General features: G+C 59.1%; 11 protein-coding genes. 2 read left to right on the plus strand and 9 right to left on the minus strand.

The window, feature by feature from the left end:
• The first annotated feature begins 253 nt into the window (after positions 1-253).
• Positions 254-2,017: a cation:proton antiporter gene (locus H097_RS01130; RefSeq protein ID WP_032856677.1), complete on the plus strand. Its 1,764-nt coding sequence runs from the start codon at positions 254-256 to the stop codon at positions 2,015-2,017.
• On the opposite strand, the gene H097_RS01135 is transcribed toward H097_RS01130, so the two are convergent.
• The 9 genes from H097_RS01135 to uvrD form a co-directional block, all read right to left on the minus strand.
• Positions 2,018-2,425: an SMI1/KNR4 family protein gene (locus H097_RS01135; protein ID WP_029290059.1), complete on the minus strand. Its 408-nt coding sequence runs from the start codon at positions 2,423-2,425 to the stop codon at positions 2,018-2,020. It abuts the gene before it with no gap.
• Between the two features lie 99 nt (positions 2,426-2,524).
• On the minus strand, positions 2,525-3,958 hold the full coding sequence (locus tag H097_RS01140; RefSeq protein WP_032856679.1) for a surface lipoprotein assembly modifier: 1,434 nt from the start codon (positions 3,956-3,958) through the stop codon (positions 2,525-2,527).
• Between the two features lie 159 nt (positions 3,959-4,117).
• Positions 4,118-4,876 (minus strand): Slam-dependent surface lipoprotein, encoded by a 759-nt coding sequence (locus H097_RS01145; RefSeq protein WP_032856681.1) that lies wholly within the window; start codon positions 4,874-4,876, stop codon positions 4,118-4,120.
• Positions 4,877-5,004: 128 nt separating this feature from the next.
• Positions 5,005-5,754: a Slam-dependent surface lipoprotein gene (locus tag H097_RS01150; protein ID WP_032856682.1), complete on the minus strand. Its 750-nt coding sequence runs from the start codon at positions 5,752-5,754 to the stop codon at positions 5,005-5,007.
• A 37-nt stretch (positions 5,755-5,791) separates the two neighbouring features.
• The gene (locus H097_RS01155) at positions 5,792-8,905 is read right to left on the minus strand and encodes a TonB-dependent receptor (RefSeq protein ID WP_032856684.1); all 3,114 of its coding nucleotides are present in this window, start codon (positions 8,903-8,905) and stop codon (positions 5,792-5,794) included.
• 121 nt (positions 8,906-9,026) lie between these two features.
• Positions 9,027-10,007: a FecR domain-containing protein gene (locus tag H097_RS01160; protein WP_239695215.1), complete on the minus strand. Its 981-nt coding sequence runs from the start codon at positions 10,005-10,007 to the stop codon at positions 9,027-9,029.
• A 43-nt stretch (positions 10,008-10,050) separates the two neighbouring features.
• Entirely contained in the window at positions 10,051-10,548 is a 498-nt protein-coding gene (locus H097_RS01165; protein ID WP_032856686.1) for an RNA polymerase sigma factor, read from the minus strand.
• A 186-nt stretch (positions 10,549-10,734) separates the two neighbouring features.
• A complete protein-coding gene (locus tag H097_RS01170; protein ID WP_032856687.1) occupies positions 10,735-11,607 on the minus strand; it encodes a Tim44 domain-containing protein in 873 nt (290 codons plus the stop codon).
• A 244-nt stretch (positions 11,608-11,851) separates the two neighbouring features.
• Positions 11,852-14,035 (minus strand): DNA helicase II, encoded by a 2,184-nt coding sequence (gene uvrD / locus H097_RS01175; RefSeq protein WP_032856689.1) that lies wholly within the window; start codon positions 14,033-14,035, stop codon positions 11,852-11,854.
• Positions 14,036-14,314: 279 nt separating this feature from the next.
• Between uvrD and H097_RS01180 the strand changes: the two genes are divergently transcribed.
• Positions 14,315-17,188, plus strand: a complete 2,874-nt coding sequence (locus H097_RS01180) for a GGDEF domain-containing phosphodiesterase (RefSeq protein ID WP_032856691.1) — start codon at positions 14,315-14,317, stop codon at positions 17,186-17,188.
• The last annotated feature ends 1 nt before the right edge of the window (position 17,189 follow it).

Below are 17,189 nucleotides of genomic sequence, written 5' to 3' on the forward strand. Positions count from 1 at the left end.
CTGCGGATGCTGGAATCATTACAGCGCCATCCCTTACGGGACGCCGGGACGGGGCTTGCCGTCACGCCGGGAGCGATCTGTTTCCATATATTGCACCGGCTTTCTGCCGGAAGTCGCGGTGTTACCCTTCAAAAGCCTAGTTCAAGGGCATTTCTTACGATTAAGGCAGACTTTTCCTTCCGCACATTACGAGCCGTTGTGGTGGCTGCGTGGAACTTGGGAAAGTGCCAGTACCCTCAAGGAGCCCCTCGCCATGCACGCCATCAGCTTTATCCAGGACTTGGCCGTGATCATGCTCGTGGCAGGGGTGGTGACCATCCTGTTCCATCGCCTCAAGCAGCCAGTGGTCCTGGGGTACATCGTCGCTGGCTTCATCATCGGCCCGCACACTCCGCCATTCGGGCTGATCCACGACGAAGACACGATCAAGACCCTGGCCGAGCTGGGGGTGATCTTCCTGATGTTCTGCCTGGGCCTGGAGTTCAGCCTGCGCAAGCTGTTCAAGGTGGGCGCCACGGCGTTTATCGCAGCCTTCCTCGAAATCATCCTGATGATCTGGATTGGCTACGAAATTGGCCAATGGTTCGATTGGAACACCATGGACTCGCTGTTCCTCGGCGCGATCCTGGCGATTTCCTCGACCACCATCATCGTCAAGGCGCTCAACGACCTGAAGATGAAAAACCAGCGCTTTGCCCAACTGATCTTTGGCGTGCTGATCGTCGAAGACATCCTGGGTATCGGCATCATTGCCTTGCTGTCGAGCATCGCCGTCAGCGGTACAGTCAGCTCCGGCGAAGTGTTTTCCACCGTCGGCAAGCTCTCGCTGTTCATGATTGTGGCGCTGGTGATCGGCATTTTGCTGGTGCCGCGGCTGCTGGCCTACGTGGCCAAATTCGAAAGCAACGAGATGCTGCTGATTACCGTCCTGGGCCTGTGTTTCGGGTTTTGCCTGTTGGTGGTCAAGCTCGAATACAGCATGGTGCTGGGGGCCTTCCTGATCGGCGCGATCATGGCCGAATCCCGGCAGTTGCTGAAAATCGAGCGTCTGATCGAGCCGGTTCGCGACATGTTCAGTGCGATTTTCTTTGTCGCCATCGGCTTGATGATCGACCCGCAGATCCTGCTGCAATACGCCTGGCCGATCGCGGTGATTACCGTGGCGGTGGTGCTGGGCAAGATGTTGTCCTGTGGCCTTGGCGCGTTTATCGCTGGTAACGACGGCCGCACCTCGTTGCGGGTAGGGATGGGGCTGTCACAGATTGGCGAGTTTTCTTTCATCATTGCGGCGCTGGGGATGACGTTGCAGGTCACCAGCGACTTTCTCTACCCGGTGGCGGTGGCGGTTTCTGCGATTACTACGCTGCTGACGCCGTACCTGATTCGTGGTGCCGATCCTCTGTCGTTGAAGATTGCAGCGGTGATGCCGCAGCGCCTGAGCCGGGTGTTTGGCCTGTATGGCGAATGGCTGCGCAGCATTCAACCCCAGGGCGAAGGCGCAATGCTGGCGTCGATGATCCGCAAGATCATCCTGCAGGTGGGGGTGAACCTGGCGCTGGTGGTCGCAATTTTCTTTACCGGCAGTTTCTTCGCGGCGCGTATAGGCGGGTATCTGCAAGGCTGGATCAGTGATCCGAGCTGGCAAAAGGCATTGATCTGGGGCGGCGCATTGTTGTTGTCGCTGCCATTCTTGATTGCCGCGTATCGCAAGCTCAAGGCGCTGTCGATGCTGCTGGCGGAGATGAGCGTGAAGCCGGAAATGGCCGGGCGCCATACCCAGCGTGTGCGACGGGTGATTGCCGAGTTGATCCCGATCCTTTCGCTGCTGGTGATTTTCCTGCTATTGGCAGCCTTGTCGGCCAGTATTTTGCCGACCAACAAGTTGCTGGTGTTGATTGCGGTGGTGACCGCCGCAGTCGCAGCGGTGCTCTGGCGCTGGTTTATCCGCATACATACGCGCATGCAGGTGGCCTTGCTGGAAACCCTGGATAACCACAAGGACACCCACGAACACTGATCAGCTTTCCAGCCAGACGTCCCGCGCCCAGTGCCACACCGATTCCCAGGACTCTTCGGTGACCAGCTCTTCTTCGCCGGACCACAGCACGACCGTGCCGTCTTCCTCGACGCAGTAGTAATCGTCACCGTCCTGGCAGATCGGGATCAGCTCGCGAGGCACGCCGATATCCCAGGCATTGGCTGCGACTTCCGGCAGATAGGTGTGGGACTGTGGGTCGGTGATGGTCACCGGCTCCAGGCTGCCATACACCACATCGCTGACGGTCAGCAGGAATTCCTTGAACACAAACGGGATGTTGATAAACAGCTGTTCTTCGACTTCCACCAACTGGTCTTCGTCGGGCAGTTCCAGAGGAACCGGTACCGGTTCGTTGGCTTCACGCAATTGTTCGATAACTTCTTCCACGGCCGGGATCCTCATGCTAGATGGCGCGGTTTATAGGGGCGTTTTATACAGTAGCTCGCTATAAGTGCAACCGCGAAATAGAAAACCCGGTGAAGACGGTTAAAACTGCTTTTCCAGCTTTAGGCTGATGCTGTTTTTGTCGTAGGAATAAAGCCAGTCGACATTGCTTACGACCTTGTTGTACTTGACTGTCAGACTGGGCACCACATCCATCACCGCCAGGCGTGGGGCGCGCAGGATAAACGTGTAGCCTTGTTCATCGTCGCTGCGACGGTCATCAACAATCGCGCTGTAGGCATCGTATTGGCGCTTGCGGTATGACGCGAACAGCACGGCGCTGACACCCACCTCGAAATCCTTGGCGACGCCCAGCCGCACACCTTTTTGCAGGTAAGCCTGGGTACGGTCCTGGGCGTTGCGCTGGCTCAGGTCCACGCCGCCGAACAGCGTCCAGCGCTGGGGCAGTGCCTGCCATAGGGTGGCGTAGACCGAACTGATGCCGCCGTCGAGGTTGGTATTGAGGTCGTGCTTGTAGGCCATGTCCTTGTATTCGCCTTCGAGCTTGAACATGCGCGTGGCCGATAACGTGTGGATCCATTCGCCCCGCAGCCCCCAGGCGCTGTACATGGCGTTGTCGGCAATGGTGTTGAACTCATACGACGGCCCGAAGGAGTACTGGTTCTTGGCATCGTGGTAGCTGTAGCCGGCATTGTTGATCACTGTGCCTTCGTTGTACTTGCTCTCTTTTTCATACGCCTGGCCGTACAACAGCGAGCGCATGAATACCCCGTGATGGCCGCTGAGGGCGATGCGTTTGTTGAGCGTGGCCTCGTAATCCGCGCCGTGGGCAGACACGGCCTTGGGCAGCGAGCGTTGGACCAGAATGGTTTCTTCGGCAGTGACGTAGCGATACGTCACCGTGCTTTCGGGTGACTGATTGAGGTTTTTGCCCCAGGTCGGGCCGATGGCGAAGGAGCCTTGCCAGTCTTCACGGTGATCCAGGGCCTGCTTGAAACTGTCGACGGTCTTGCCCAGGCCCATGGCCTGCGCGTCGGCGGGGCTGAGGCCGCTGCTGATCTGCTGGAATACGGCGTTGGACTCGCCATCCTTGCGGTTCTCGAACAGCACCCGCGCCAGCTCCAGGCGGCCCGGCAGGAAGTCGGACTGTATCGCCAGCAACTGCCGGTAATAATCTTCGGCCTGTTCCAGATCGCCATCGGCGCGGGCCAGGCCGCCCTTGGCATAGGCGGTGAGCATCGGGTCGTGGCCGGGCAGGGCGGTGTAGCGTTTGAGATAGTCCCTGGCCTGTGGCCAGTTCTGGCGCGAGAGGGACACGTACACCGCACGGCCCAACTCATCCAGGTTGTTGCCGACGGTGTAGTCCTGGCCATCGATGTTCAACAGTGGCGCGGCGCCGTCGCTGGGCAGTTCATCCTTGAGCAACTCGCGCTCTTGCTGGTTGGCGCGGTACTCGATGGTCTGGTTCAGGCGCAGGCTGGTGTCCTGGTCGGCAGCAAATACCGCAGGGGCCATTAACAGCAGCAGGGAAAAGGGTAAAGCGTGGAGCGCAGGGGATCGTTTGCAGTAGGGCTGGGGCATTACTGGGCTCTCGGGATCGCTTCAAAACGCCAAAAACAAGTGCCTGGGGGCAGGCACTTGCTTGGGTGGTGCTACAACAGGTTCAACCGGCGATTACTTGGCGACGCCACCGAAGGCGGTGTCGTAGTTGCGATCGGAGAACTTGGCGATACCGGCCAGCGACGCGGTAGAGCCTGCGCCGAAGAAGCTGCCTTGCGAGGTGCCCGACGAAAGCAGTGCGTTGGTTGCGGTATTACGCGCTTGGGCAGTACCGGCGAAGCCTGCGGTGGCGGTGTCGATGGCGGCGGTGACTTGAACTTTCAGCGCGCTGTTGCTCAGCGAGCCGGTCAAGGTGGGTGCAGCGTTGCCGAACGAGGCGGTCAGGTCGCCGGACAGCACGTTAGCCCCGGAGTAGTTGTTGATGCCCTGTACGGCATAGGTCACGTTGGCTGTTGGCAGTACGCGGCCGGCGGTGTCGCCGGAGTAGTACACGACGCGAGTCGGGTCGTTGTTGGTGCCGTTTTGCGACCATTCGCCGTAGTACACCTGCTGGTTGGCGACTTGTTTGAAGTCGAAGTTGCCCAGGGCGGCGTGGGAGGCTGGCATCATGGCGGGGGTAATAGTGGTGACCCCATTGCCATCGGTGGCAACCATGCCTTTCAAGCCACTGAACGGTACTTTTGCACCGCCGTAGAAGGCCACGACGCCAACAGCTGGCACCCCTGGGGAGCTAGGGTGGTTAGGCGACGAAGCGCCAGTACCGCCAACGACAATGGCACCGGTGTAACTTTGACCGGAAGCAGAATCTGCCTGGGCAACCCCAGTCAGACCAAGAAGAGCGATTGCCAGTACTGTGTAGTTTAAAGTTTTCATTTCATGATCCATTGAGTGATTTAAATTAAGTCAACACGTCAAGCAGTTGCCGATTGCTTCTTCAGCCTCCCATGGCTCACCTCGCAAGTTTAAAGTTGTGGAAAAACGATTCAGATAAGAAGCGGCTGTTACTTAACAACCCCACCGAACGCCGTGTCGTAATCACGATTCGCGAACTTGGCGATACCGGCCAGCGAGGCGTTGGCGCCTGCTCCATAGAAGCTGCCCTGGGTGTTGCCGGTCGAAAGCAGCTTGCCGTCGATGGTATTGCGTGCTGCCGCAACGCCATTGAAGTTGGCGTCAGTGGTGTTGATAGGTGCCGCCAACTGGATGCTCAGGCTGCTATTGCTCAATGTGCCCACCAGTTTGGGGGTGGCAGTGCCGAAGCTTGCGAACAGCTCACCCTGTAGTAGATTGGCGCCCGAGTAGTTGCTGATACCCTGGACGGCATAGGTCACGGTGGCCGTGGGCAATACACGGCCTGCCGTGTCGCCGGAGTAATACACGACCCGTGTTGGGTCGTTGTGGGTGCCGTTATTTGACCATTCGCCGTAGTAAACCTCTTGCCCGGCAACGTCTTTGAAGTCGAAGTGACCCATCGCAGGCGGCGGCAAGTAGGCCAGGCTGTAAACGCCGCTGCTATCAGGGCGTGCATAGCCTTTTAGTGCATTGAAGGCGAGCGTTATACCGCTATGGAAGTTGGTAAGTTTCAGACCCGGTTGGCCTGGCACACTGGGATACTCGGGTAATCCAGAGTTATACGTGGAGCCTGCAACGAAATAATTAATGTAGCTTTGCCCCGAGGCGTTCCCCGCTTGAACGATACCAGCCAGACTAAAGGCGGTAAGCGCCAAAAAGGCACGGGTGATGACTTTCATTTTATCGCTCCTTGAATTCGATGAATGTTTTGAAACTTCAAAAGTTTGTGGTAAATGCAAGCTTCAGGGTTCGACCGGGAGCGGGCATTGCGGAACGCGTCAGGGGATCGATGTAGTAGAGGTTACTCAAGTTAGTACCGGTCAACTCAAGGGAGGCATCATCGGTCAGCTTGTAGTTGACGTAGGCGTCATAAGTGACAATGTCGTCCCACGACATGGGCGTATTGATGTAGTAACTGACCATGGCGCTGTTTGCATAGTTGCTATAGAACTTACTTTGGTGTTGGCGGTAATAAATCGCGCGTCCGCCCACTTCCAGCTTTCGATCAAAGAATCGCGCACCCAGGCCTAGGTTGGCTGACCACTCCGGCTGCGACATGCTCACCAGATAACCGCCTACAAAACCATCATCCACGCAATTGGGGGTACTGCCGTCGTAGCTGATCAACATCGCCGAAGTCTCGTCACAGACTTTGTTTTTCAATACATGGGCAAGGCTTACATCGGTGAAAAAACGCCCGCTGTCGTAGCGCCCTTGAAACTCGACGCCGGAGGTGGTTTGTTTTTCCAGGTTACTAAAGCGCAGTTCGGGGCTGCGTTCGATCACGTTCTTGATAGTGTTGTGGTAATAGGTCAGCTTGATATCCGCATGTTCACTGCCACCCCAGCCGGCGAGGTTATGGATGTAGGCGGCTTCGTAGTTGTAGGCGTGTTCGGGCTCAAGTCCCCAAGGGTTGGTAGATGACGAGAAGCCTATAGTGCTTTCAAACATGCTCGGGTAACGGATGGCCTCACTGTAGCGAAGGTAGACTCGGCCATTTTCCGAGGTGTAGAACGTGGCAGATAAGTTTGGCGCCCAGCCGCTGTCTTTCTGGTGTTTGGCCTTGATATCTTTTTGCTCATAGATTTCGCCCACCGATGCAGTGCACTGGATCATATTTTCTCCAGCAGCACCGTTGATACACGGATTGTTATCGCGCGAATAACGACCTTTGCCATCATGTTCCCAGTTCACCGTATGCTCGGTGTTTTGGACGCGCGGCGTATTGTTTTTAATAAGTTCTGTTAATTCCTGACGATCTGATTCAGGGGTGTCAAACATGTCCCAGAAGATTTTTTCGAAGGCAATTTTCCGGTCAATATCGGTTTGCCACTCAGTGTCTGTCAGGGTTTTTTGAGTGGTATAAGTGACTTTTCGCCCGGTTTCTACGGGTTTTGACGTTATGCCGGTCTTGTCTTGTTCACTTTTCAAATAGTCATCAAACGCCCAGTAAGATGAATAACGCATTCCGGCGTTGAATCGGGCAAAGCTGACAGGGCGCCAATCGAAGTTGAAGTTGTATTCCTTTTCCTCACGGCGCCCGGCCCGGGGGTACATGCGCAAGGTATCGCTGATGATGGGATCGTAGTAGTTGTCGTTCGACCCCAGTTTTTCATGTTGATAACTGCCGCCAAGAGTCAGGTCGAGGCTGTCGAGCAACTTGAATTTGTTGCTCGCAATCAAGCCGGTGCGGTCGTGCTGGGCATTGGCCAGTGCGGTGTTCCTGTACACCGGGTCGTCTATGGTGCTGGCATTGGGGACACCACCGCTGCTGTAGGTATCACTGCGGGTGTTGGTTGCCCACAGGTTGGAATAGAAATCTACCCACGGGTTATCTTCGGGCTTGAGGTTGTATTCCAGGTTATAGGCTTTGCTTTGTACATGGCTCAAGGGCCACTGCGGTACGCCGTAGGTGGCTGCGTCATATCGGTCCTGGGGCCTGAAGAACGAGATGCGCGATGGCATGATTTCGCCATATAGCGCATCCGTGTCGCGGTAGCCGAACTCCAGGGATTGGCCTTCATCGATCTTGAGTTTGGCCTTGGCCAACCAAGACTCCATCTTGCTGGAGGTATTGGGCACTTCATCGCCTGGCTTGTAGATATTGGCCAGGTTGGGGATGTAATCAAATTGGCCGTTGATCTGCTTACCGGTCGCGTAAAAGTCGCTTTTGTTCTTGCCAGCGTAGTGGTTGCCCTTTTCCCGGAAGGCGTAGGCAGCGAGCAGTTCGAATTTTTCCTGGCGCGTGCCCAGGGCCAGGCGATAGGCAGAGTCGTCACTGGACAACAGGTTGTTGCTACTGCTTGTGCGCGGGTGTTTGTACAGCGATGGATCGTAGTACGAGTGGACGGGATAATAGATATGGTCAGGGCTGGGCATCTGCCCGGTCATCAGCGTTGGCAGCTTGGGTGAAACCGAATTGTTGCTGCCTTCCATCTTGAGTTCGCCACCGAACTCCTGGTCTTGCTTGAGAATGTCATCGACGTTAAGGGTGCTGGCTACCACCGCACCACCGACGCCGCTATAGACGTTGCGCTCCAGGTTCGGGCCTTTGAGCACCTTGATGCTGCCGATCAGGTTGGGGTCGATGTAGTTGCGGTTGTTGGCGCCCATATAGCCGCGATACACCGTCAGTGCCTGCTCGGTGCCGTCGATGGTCAGCGGCACGCGCCCCGGGCCCTGGATGCCGCGGATGTTCGGGTCCAGCGCGCCGCTGTTACGCGAATCGCCGCTGTAGACGTTAAGCATGCCCTTGAACATATCGGCGGGGGCTGCGCCTTTGTAGCGCTCGATCTGCTCCTTGCCGGCATAGACCGTGGAGATGTCCTGGTCGTAGACGTCGTTGTAGCCTTTTTCATCGCGCGACTGTTTGCCCTCCATGCCAAGCACGTAGGTGGGATGCAGGTCGCCAGGCAGGATGCCGGCCGAGTTCGGCCCGGGCTGCACCTGGATGATCGGGCGGTCGGACGGGCCGCTGAGGCTGTAGGTGACACCTTGATTGGCCAGCAATGTTTGCAGCGCTGCGTCCAGGGACAGGCGACCCTTGACCGGGTTGCCGTAGCTGTTGGTGAAGTCGTTGCTGCCCAGGTACAGCTCGACACCGGCCTGGCGCGCCAGCAGCACCAGGGCTTGATCCAGGGCCAGGGTCGGCACATCGAAATTGTGCACATCAGTGGCCGGGGCGTGTGTTGCACTGACGGCCGGGGCTGCCAGTACCGGGCTGATAGTCGTGGCATCGGCGACCAGCGCAATGACGGCCAACTGAATCCCCAGGCTCAGTCGGGTACGTTTTGTTGCCTGGCGCTTTTTGTTGTTCTCGTGCGTCTGCAAAACCGGCCTCACTAAAGTAAATAAGATTTATTCACATGTAGTAGAAACGGCTCAGCTGCAAAAACGCGATAGATCGTTATGATCTATGAATATGATTTTTTATTTGATTTTTTAAGATCGATCAGTAGATCAGTGTCAGCCTAGGCAGCTCGACAATACGCCCATGAACTTGCGCCACCAGGTGCTTGAGCGCCTCGTCGAGGTTATCCAGGCGCATCACTGCACTGATTTTGACGTTGCGCAGTGCCTCACCTTTGACCAGTACCAGCCCAGGTCGATAGCGGTTGATGCGGGCTGCGGCGTCGGCCAGGGATTCACGCTGGAATACCAGTCGTCCTTCCTGCCAACTGGCCAGCTCCTCAGGGCTGGTGTTCAGCGGTACAAGCCCAGATTTTGGGCTGAAGCGCAGGCTGTTGCCCTGTTCAAGCAATGCCGAGCCGGCGGCCTCATCGCGCCCGTGATCGGTCAGATTGACCTCGACCCGGTGCTGCAATACGCCTACCCAGCCTTCGCGATCCTTGCCGATACCCACCAGATAGCGGGTGCCGCGTGCCGTGATATCGGCGCCGGGTGCCTGGACGGTGAAGGGGCGTCGCTCCTGTTCATTCATCGGCGCAGGTGTGAACACGGCTTCGCCCTGACTCAAGCGCACGCGCCGGGTCTGATCGTCGTAGGCCAGGTTGAGAATACTGTGGCTACCCAACTGCACCTGGCTGCCGTCGGCCAGGGTGATCTGGCGTACTTCGCCAAAACCGGTGTGGTAGTCGCTGGTCAGGGCTTGTGCCCAAAAAGGCGGCGCCAGCAGCATCCAGCAGCCGAGGGCGAAGGCCGTCGCCGCGCCTCCACTGATGATTGGCATGCGTAGCCAGGCCGAGCGCGGCGGGCGCTGGGGTTTTACATAACCGGGGCGTTGCTTGAGCGATGCCGTGGCCTGCCAGGCACGATTGGCGCGCTCAACGGCAGCCGCGTGCAATGGGTCGGCAGCCAGCCAACGCGCAAAAGCCTCAAGTTCACGTGCCGAAAGCTGTCCTTGGCGATGGCGCATCACCCAGTCGGCAGCTTTGCGCTCTACCGGGTCGATAGTCTGTGGGGAGGCGTTCACGGTTCGGTCTATTTACCTTTTGGCTCTTTGTCATACACAAGGCTCAGCCCTCTTGGTCTGGCTCTAGCGCCCGGCCAATCCTGGCCAGGGCCATTGCCATGTGTTTTTGTACAGAGCTTGTGGATATCCGTAAATAGCGCGCGGTCTCTTTGTGCGTCATGCCCTCGACGCGACAGAGCATAAATACGTCGCGGGTACGGGCAGGCATGCGTTCAAGCAGGCTTTCCAGGTGCTCCAGTTCGAGTGCGCCGAGTGCCTGTTCTTCAGGGCAACTGGTTTCATCGACCAGGGTGGCGAAAAAGGCCGTGGAGTCGTTTTCGTAGCGCTTTTCACCAAAGCGCCGGTGATGGTCGATCATCAGGTTGTGCGCTACCCGAAACAGATAGGACGGCGCGCAGAGCACGCGCTCCAGGCTCTCCAGCTGGGCGATGCGCAAAAATGTGTCCTGCACCAGGTCCGAGGCCAGGCTGGGGGAGCACTTCTTGCGCAACAGATATCGATGCAACGCAGGGGCGTGTTGAGTGAACAGTTTTTCCAGCACGGCGGCACTTTCCTATGCACGGGCAGAACCGGGGGAGGGCGAGTATAATGAGAGTCGTTCTCATTAATCCAGTAAAACTCCTCACTGAGTTTTCCACAGGCAAAAAAACACCCCGGTGGTGCAGGCTCTTTGGAGCACTGCACTCGACCGGGGTGTTTGTTACAGCAGGCTATGCGCCTTTGCGGATCAGCCGTTCTGGCGGATACCGGCTACCAGCCAAGGCTGGTTTTCGCCTTGCGGACGTTCCATGTTCCAGCTTTCGCTGAACACTTCGCCCTGGTCGAAGCGCGAGGTCTTCGACACACCGCTGAAGGTCAGGGTGGCGATGGTCTTGTCGGCGCGGTCATCCACACCTTCCAGTTGCACGCGCAGGTCGTCGATGTAGGTCGACTGGAAAGCGTCGCCCAACTCGGCACGTTCGCGCTTGAGGAACTCCAGCAGTTGCGGGGTCACGAACTCGGCGATCTTGTCCATTTCGTTGGCGTCCCAGTGTTGCTGCAGGGACTGGAAGTGGTTGCGGGCCGCTTCGACGAAACGCTCTTCGTTGAACCAGGCTGGCGCATTGATCACCGGACGCGCAGCCGCAGGTGCCGCCGAGCCGCCGAAGATCGAACCCATGGCCGGCTTCTGCTCGAACACTTCACGCTGCATTGGCGCGCCAGCTGGAGCCAGGTGCTCCTGTTGCTTGCGACGACGGGCGGCGATAAAGCGGAAGATCACAAAGGCGATGACGGCCATGATCAGGATGTCGAAGATCTGCATGCCCTGGAAGCCGCCGCCCATGAACATGGAGGCGAGCAGGCCACCGGCAGCGATACCGGCCAGAGGGCCCAACCAGCGCGAAGCACCGCCGGCCTTGGCAGCAGCGCCCGCGGCACCGGCTGCACCTGCGGTGGCAGCCGCTCCACCCATGCCGCCAGCGGCTGGGGCCATTTGGCTGGTCTGGTGGCTCGGCGCTGCGCCGGAGCTTTTACCGCCACCGAAGCGTTTGGCGTTGGCGTCGAGGCTCATCGTCAGGCCGATGCACAACGCCATGGCGATGCTAAGAAAACGTTTCATAAAGGGAATTCCCATTTGTGGATTGCACGCGCGCCATGTTGCACAGGTGTACTGACAGTGGCTAGCGACATAATGTTTCGGGCTTTTGCGTAAGGCCTAATCCGAATGCTCTGTAGGGTGTATCCGTGCCCTGTGTAGGAGCGAGCTTGCTCGCGAAAAACTCCAAGACACCACGCTCATCCAGGATGCCCGCGTGATCGTTGACGATCTTCGCGAGCAAGCTCGCTCCTACGCAGGGCAGGCTTTAGACCGCTTCGAGCTTGGCGTAGCCCATCATCAGCCACTTGCTGCCTTCGGCGAAGTTCACCTGCACCCGGGCCTGGGCCCCGGCGCCTTCGAAGTTGAGGATCACACCCTCGCCAAAGATCGCATGCTTGACCAACTGGCCCAGGCTGAACGGGGTTTCGGGAATTTCCGAGCCGGCAAACATGTTGCTGGAATTCTGCTGCTGGCCACCGCCAAACGGCCGGCTGACGCTATTGGACAAGCGCACTTCCTGAATCAGCCCTTTCGGCACTTCTCGTACGAAGCGCGACACCTTGTTGTAGGTCTCGCTGCCGTACAGACGACGTGTCTCGGCGTAGGTCATCACCAGGTTCTGCATGGCCCGGGTGATGCCCACGTAGGCCAGGCGGCGTTCCTCCTCAAGGCGGCCGGGCTCTTCCAGGCTCATCTTGTGCGGGAACAGGCCTTCTTCCATGCCCACCAGGAACACGTAGGGGAATTCCAGGCCCTTGGCACTGTGCAGCGTCATCAATTGCACGCTGTCTTCGTGCTCGTCGGCCTGGGTATCGCCGGCTTCCAGCGATGCATGGCCGAGGAACGCCGCCAATGGCGACAGGTCGGCATCTTCCTCGCTGTTCTCGAAAGCCCGGGCGGCGCTGACCAGTTCCTCAAGGTTTTCTACCCGGGCCTGGCCTTTCTCGCCTTTTTCCGCTTCGTGATAAGCGATCAGGCCAGACTGTTCGATCACGGTCTGGGTCATCAGGTGCAGCGGCATTTCCAGGCACTTGGCGGCGAGGTTGTCGATCAACTCGACAAACCCACCCAACGCCCCGGCAGCGCGACCTGTCAGGCCTTTATTGACGATCAGCAGGCGCATCGCCTCCCACATCGACACATCGCTGTGACGCGCGTGTTCGCGGATCGCCTCGACGGTTTTCTCGCCAATACCCCGCGCCGGTACGTTGATCACCCGCTCCAGCGCCGCATCGTTGCCGCGACCTTCCAGCAGGCGCAGGTAGGCCATGGCGTTTTTGATTTCCGCACGTTCGAAGAAGCGCTGGCCGCCATAGATGCGGTATGGGATACGTTCGCGCAGCAAGGCTTCTTCCAGCACCCGCGATTGGGCGTTGGAGCGATACAGAATGGCGATGTCGCTGCGGGCCAGCCCGGTTTTCAGGGCGCTTTCAATGGTTTCCACCACGTAGCGCGCTTCGTCGTGTTCGTTGAAGGCTGCGTAGAGGTTGATCGCCTCGCCTTCGCCGCCGTCGGTCCACAGTTCCTTGCCCAGGCGCCCGGTGTTATTGGCGATCAAGGCGTTGGCGGCCTTGAGGATCCCGGCGGTGGAGCGATAGTTCTGCTCCAGGCGAATGGTCTCGGCGTCCGGGAAGTCGTCGGAATACTGGTAGATGTTCTCGATTTTCGCGCCGCGCCAGCCGTAGATCGACTGGTCGTCGTCGCCCACCACCATCAAGCTGTCGCCGCCCTTGGCCAGCAGGCGCAACCAGGCGTACTGCACGGCGTTGGTGTCCTGGAACTCGTCCACCAGAATGTGCCGGAAGCGCTTCTGGTAATGCGCCAGCAAACCGGGGTTGTCGCGCCACAGGTCGAGGGCCCGCAGCAGCAATTCGGAGAAGTCGATGACGCCGGCACGCTGGCAGGCCACTTCGTAGGCTTCATAAATGCTGCGCATGGTGGCCAGGAACAGATCGCCGCTGGCCTGGATATGTTGCGGGCGCAGGCCTTCGTCTTTCTGGCCATTGATGAACCACTGGGCCTGGCGCACCGGCCAGCGTTGTTCATCCAGGCCCAGCTCGCGGATCACCCGCTTGACCAGGCGTTGCTGGTCATCGCTGTCAAGAATCTGGAAGCTCTGGGCCAGGCCTGCTTCCTGCCAGTGGGCCCGCAACAAGCGGTGCGCCAGGCCGTGGAAGGTGCCAACCCACATGCCGGCCGGGCTGATGCCCATCAACTGCTCGATGCGGTGGCGCATCTCGGCAGCGGCCTTGTTGGTGAAGGTCACCGACAGGATGGAATGCGGGGACGCGTTCTCGACCTGGATCAACCAGGCGATACGGTGCACCAGCACTCGGGTTTTACCGGAGCCAGCACCGGCCAGGACCAACTGACGGCCAACGGGGGCTGCTACGGCCTGGCGTTGGGCATCGTTGAGGGAGTTCAGCAAAAGGGAGAGATCATCGCGCATCGGCGCATTCTAGGGTGCCGGGGGAAGGGGGGCAAATCCCATTGCCGGGTGGTCGGCACAAAAAACCGCCGGTGATCTTCAATCGGCAAATAATCGCGTCGCCGTGATGACTGGTAAGTCATCGCCTGCAGCCCGCGTCCCGTCTTGTTCAGCCCCTCTGGGCCAAAGGTTTGCGCGGGTTTATTCGCAGAATTTTATGATCCAGAGCAGTTTGGTCTGCCGGCCTGCTTGTGTATGCTCCGTCGACGTTTCGGGCTCACCATTATAAGAACACTGCCTATGACCCTCAGCACTGACCTGCCTGGCCCTTCTGTCGCGCCGGCGCAGGTTATCCGCAAGCACTACGCCATGGAGATGGCGGTCGAGCGCACGCGTCTGTTGTACCAAGGTTCGTTGCTGCCCACTTTATTAATGTTGATCAACGGTCTGGTCTGCGCCTGGTTGCTCTGGAGCCCGCCGCGCTATGTGCTGGTCGGCGGTTGGCTGGTGTGGTTGCTGGCGCTGGTGGCGATGCGGGTGATCCAGGTGGCGGCCTTCGACAGCGCCCTGCCCAGCCGGCAGGCACAGCCGATCTGGCGACGGATGTTCATGTTGGGCTCGGCGGCCAGCGGCCTGACCCTGGCGAGCGCAGCCATTGCCCTGGTGCCCTTGGACAGTTTCGTACAGCAGGCCTGGATCTTTGGCCTGATTGGCGTGGCGACGCTATCGGCCAGCGTGGCCTACGCCGTGAGTGTGCCGGCCTTTTTGTCGTTTGCCTTGCCCTGCCTGGTGCCCACCATCCTCTATCTATTCTTCAGCGGCGAACCGCGATTGCAGGGCTGGAGTTACCTGGGCCTGATTCTGCTGGCGTCCCTGAGCCTGGTGGCGTGGCAGGTCAACCGCCTGATCCAGCGCGGTTTGCTGCGGCGTTTCCAGAACCAGGCCTTGATCGAACACCTGCAACAGGCCCGCCAGCGCAGTGAGCAGTTGAATCAGGAACTGGTGCGCGAGGTCGAGCAGCGGCGCCAGGTCGAACAGGAACTGCGCGAGGCCCAGGTCGGCCTGCAACATCGCGTCGAACAACGCGGCCAGCAACTGGACGCCGCCAGCCTGGCCCTGAGCAAAAGCGAGGCGCGCCTGGCCATGGCGTTGCAGGCCAGTGAACTGGGCTTGTGGGACTGGAACCTGCAAACCGATGAGGTCCATCACACCCAGCTCAAGGAATTGTTTGGCCTGGAGCCGGAATACGTGACGGCGATGCTGCGCGACCTCAAGCCCCGCCTGCACCCGGACGATTTGCCGCTGCTCAAGCGCGCGCTGGTGGAGCATTTGACGGGGCGCAGCGAGGACTATCAAGTGGAGTACCGCGTGCGCCATGGCGATGGGCGCTGGGTGTGGATCGAGGACCGTGGGCGCGCTGTGGAGCGTACCGCCAGCGGACGCGTGACGCGCATGCTCGGTACCCGGCGCGATATCAGCGCCGGCAAGGCGGTGGAAGAACAGCTGCGACTGGCGTCGACGGTATTTGAGGCGGCCAGCGAAGGCATTGTGATCCTGGACCCGGAGTACGTGCTGATTGCGGTCAATCAGGCCTTCAGCCGCGTCACCGGCTTTGATATCGACGATATGCTCGGGCGCAATGTCGTGGAGCTGCCGTGCAGCCGCGATGCGCGCCGACACTTCCCGGTGATTCGCCAGGCCTTGTTGAGTCACGGCAGTTGGCAGGGTGAGTTGGTGGAGGCGCGCAAGAACGGCGAGCTTTATCCACAATGGCTGCAATTGAGCGTGGTGCGTGATGTTCGGGGAAATGTCAGCCATATCGTCGGCTTCTTCGCTGATCTGTCGGCACGCCGCGAATCCGAGGAGCGCATGCGCTACCTCACCCATTACGACGAGCTGACGGGCCTGGCCAACCGTTCGCTGTTTCGTGAGCGCCTGCGTGAAGCCCATCAACGGGTACGCCAGGGTGGCCGCAGCCTGGCGTTGCTGCATATCAACCTGGACCGTTTCAAGCTGCTCAATGACAGCCTGGGTCATGAAGTCGCCGACCAGTTGCTGCAAAAAATGGCCCGGCGCCTGATCAATGCATTACCGGAAGCCGACACCATTGCGCGGCTGTCCGGCGACGAATTCGCGGTGCTGTTCGATGCTTATGGCAGCCTGTCGAGTCTGGCGCGGGTCGCCACCCGGCTGCTGGCCAAGCTGCGGGTGCCGATGACGGTGGATGGGCATGAGTTGGTGGTCAGCGCCTCAATCGGGGTCAGCCTGTTACCCGATAACGCGCGGGAAATTTCCGCACTGGTCAGCCAGTCGAACATGGCCATGCAACACGCCAAGCACCTGGGCGGCAATAACTTCCAGTTCTACACCGACAGCCTGCAAGCCAGCACCCTTGAGCGCCTGCAGTTGGAAAATCAACTGCGCAAAGCCATTGATGAGCGCCAACTGAAGGTGTTCTACCAACCCAAGTTGTGCCTGGCCACCGGCAAGATGAACGCCGCCGAGGCGCTGGTGCGTTGGGACCACCCGCAATGGGGCAGCGTGCCGCCCGGTGATTTTATCGGGCTGGCGGAAGAGACCGGGTTGATTGTCCCGTTGGGTGAATTCGTGCTGCGCCAGGCCTGCTGGCAGGCGTGCGAGTGGCAGCGCCAGGGCCTGGCGCCGATCCGGGTGTCGGTCAACCTGTCGGTGCATCAGTTGCGCCAAGGCAAGCTGGTGAGCCTGGTGCGCCAGGTCTTGGACGAAACCGGGCTGGCGCCGCAATACCTGGAACTGGAACTGACTGAAAGCCAGTTGCTCGACAGCGTCGAGCACATCATCGCCACCTTCCAGCAATTGCGCGACCTGGGGGTGAAGTTGGCCATTGATGACTTTGGCACCGGCTATTCGTCCCTCAGTTACCTCAAGCGCATCCCTGTGGATTACGTGAAGATCGACCAGACCTTTATTCGTGGCCTGGGCCAAGGGCGTGAAGACCTGGCGATTACCCGGGCAATCATCGCCATGGCCCACGGGTTGGCGCTCAAGGTGGTGGCCGAGGGTGTGGAGGACCAGCAGCAGATGGATTTCCTGCGGGCCGAACACTGCGATGAAGTGCAGGGCTACTTGATCAGTCGACCCATCGAGGCCGAAGGCTTGGCGGATTTGTTACGAAAAAATGCGCTTTTTCCCTAGC

This window comes from Pseudomonas sp. FH4 (assembly GCF_000510915.2).
GTDB lineage: Bacteria > Pseudomonadota > Gammaproteobacteria > Pseudomonadales > Pseudomonadaceae > Aquipseudomonas > Aquipseudomonas brenneri.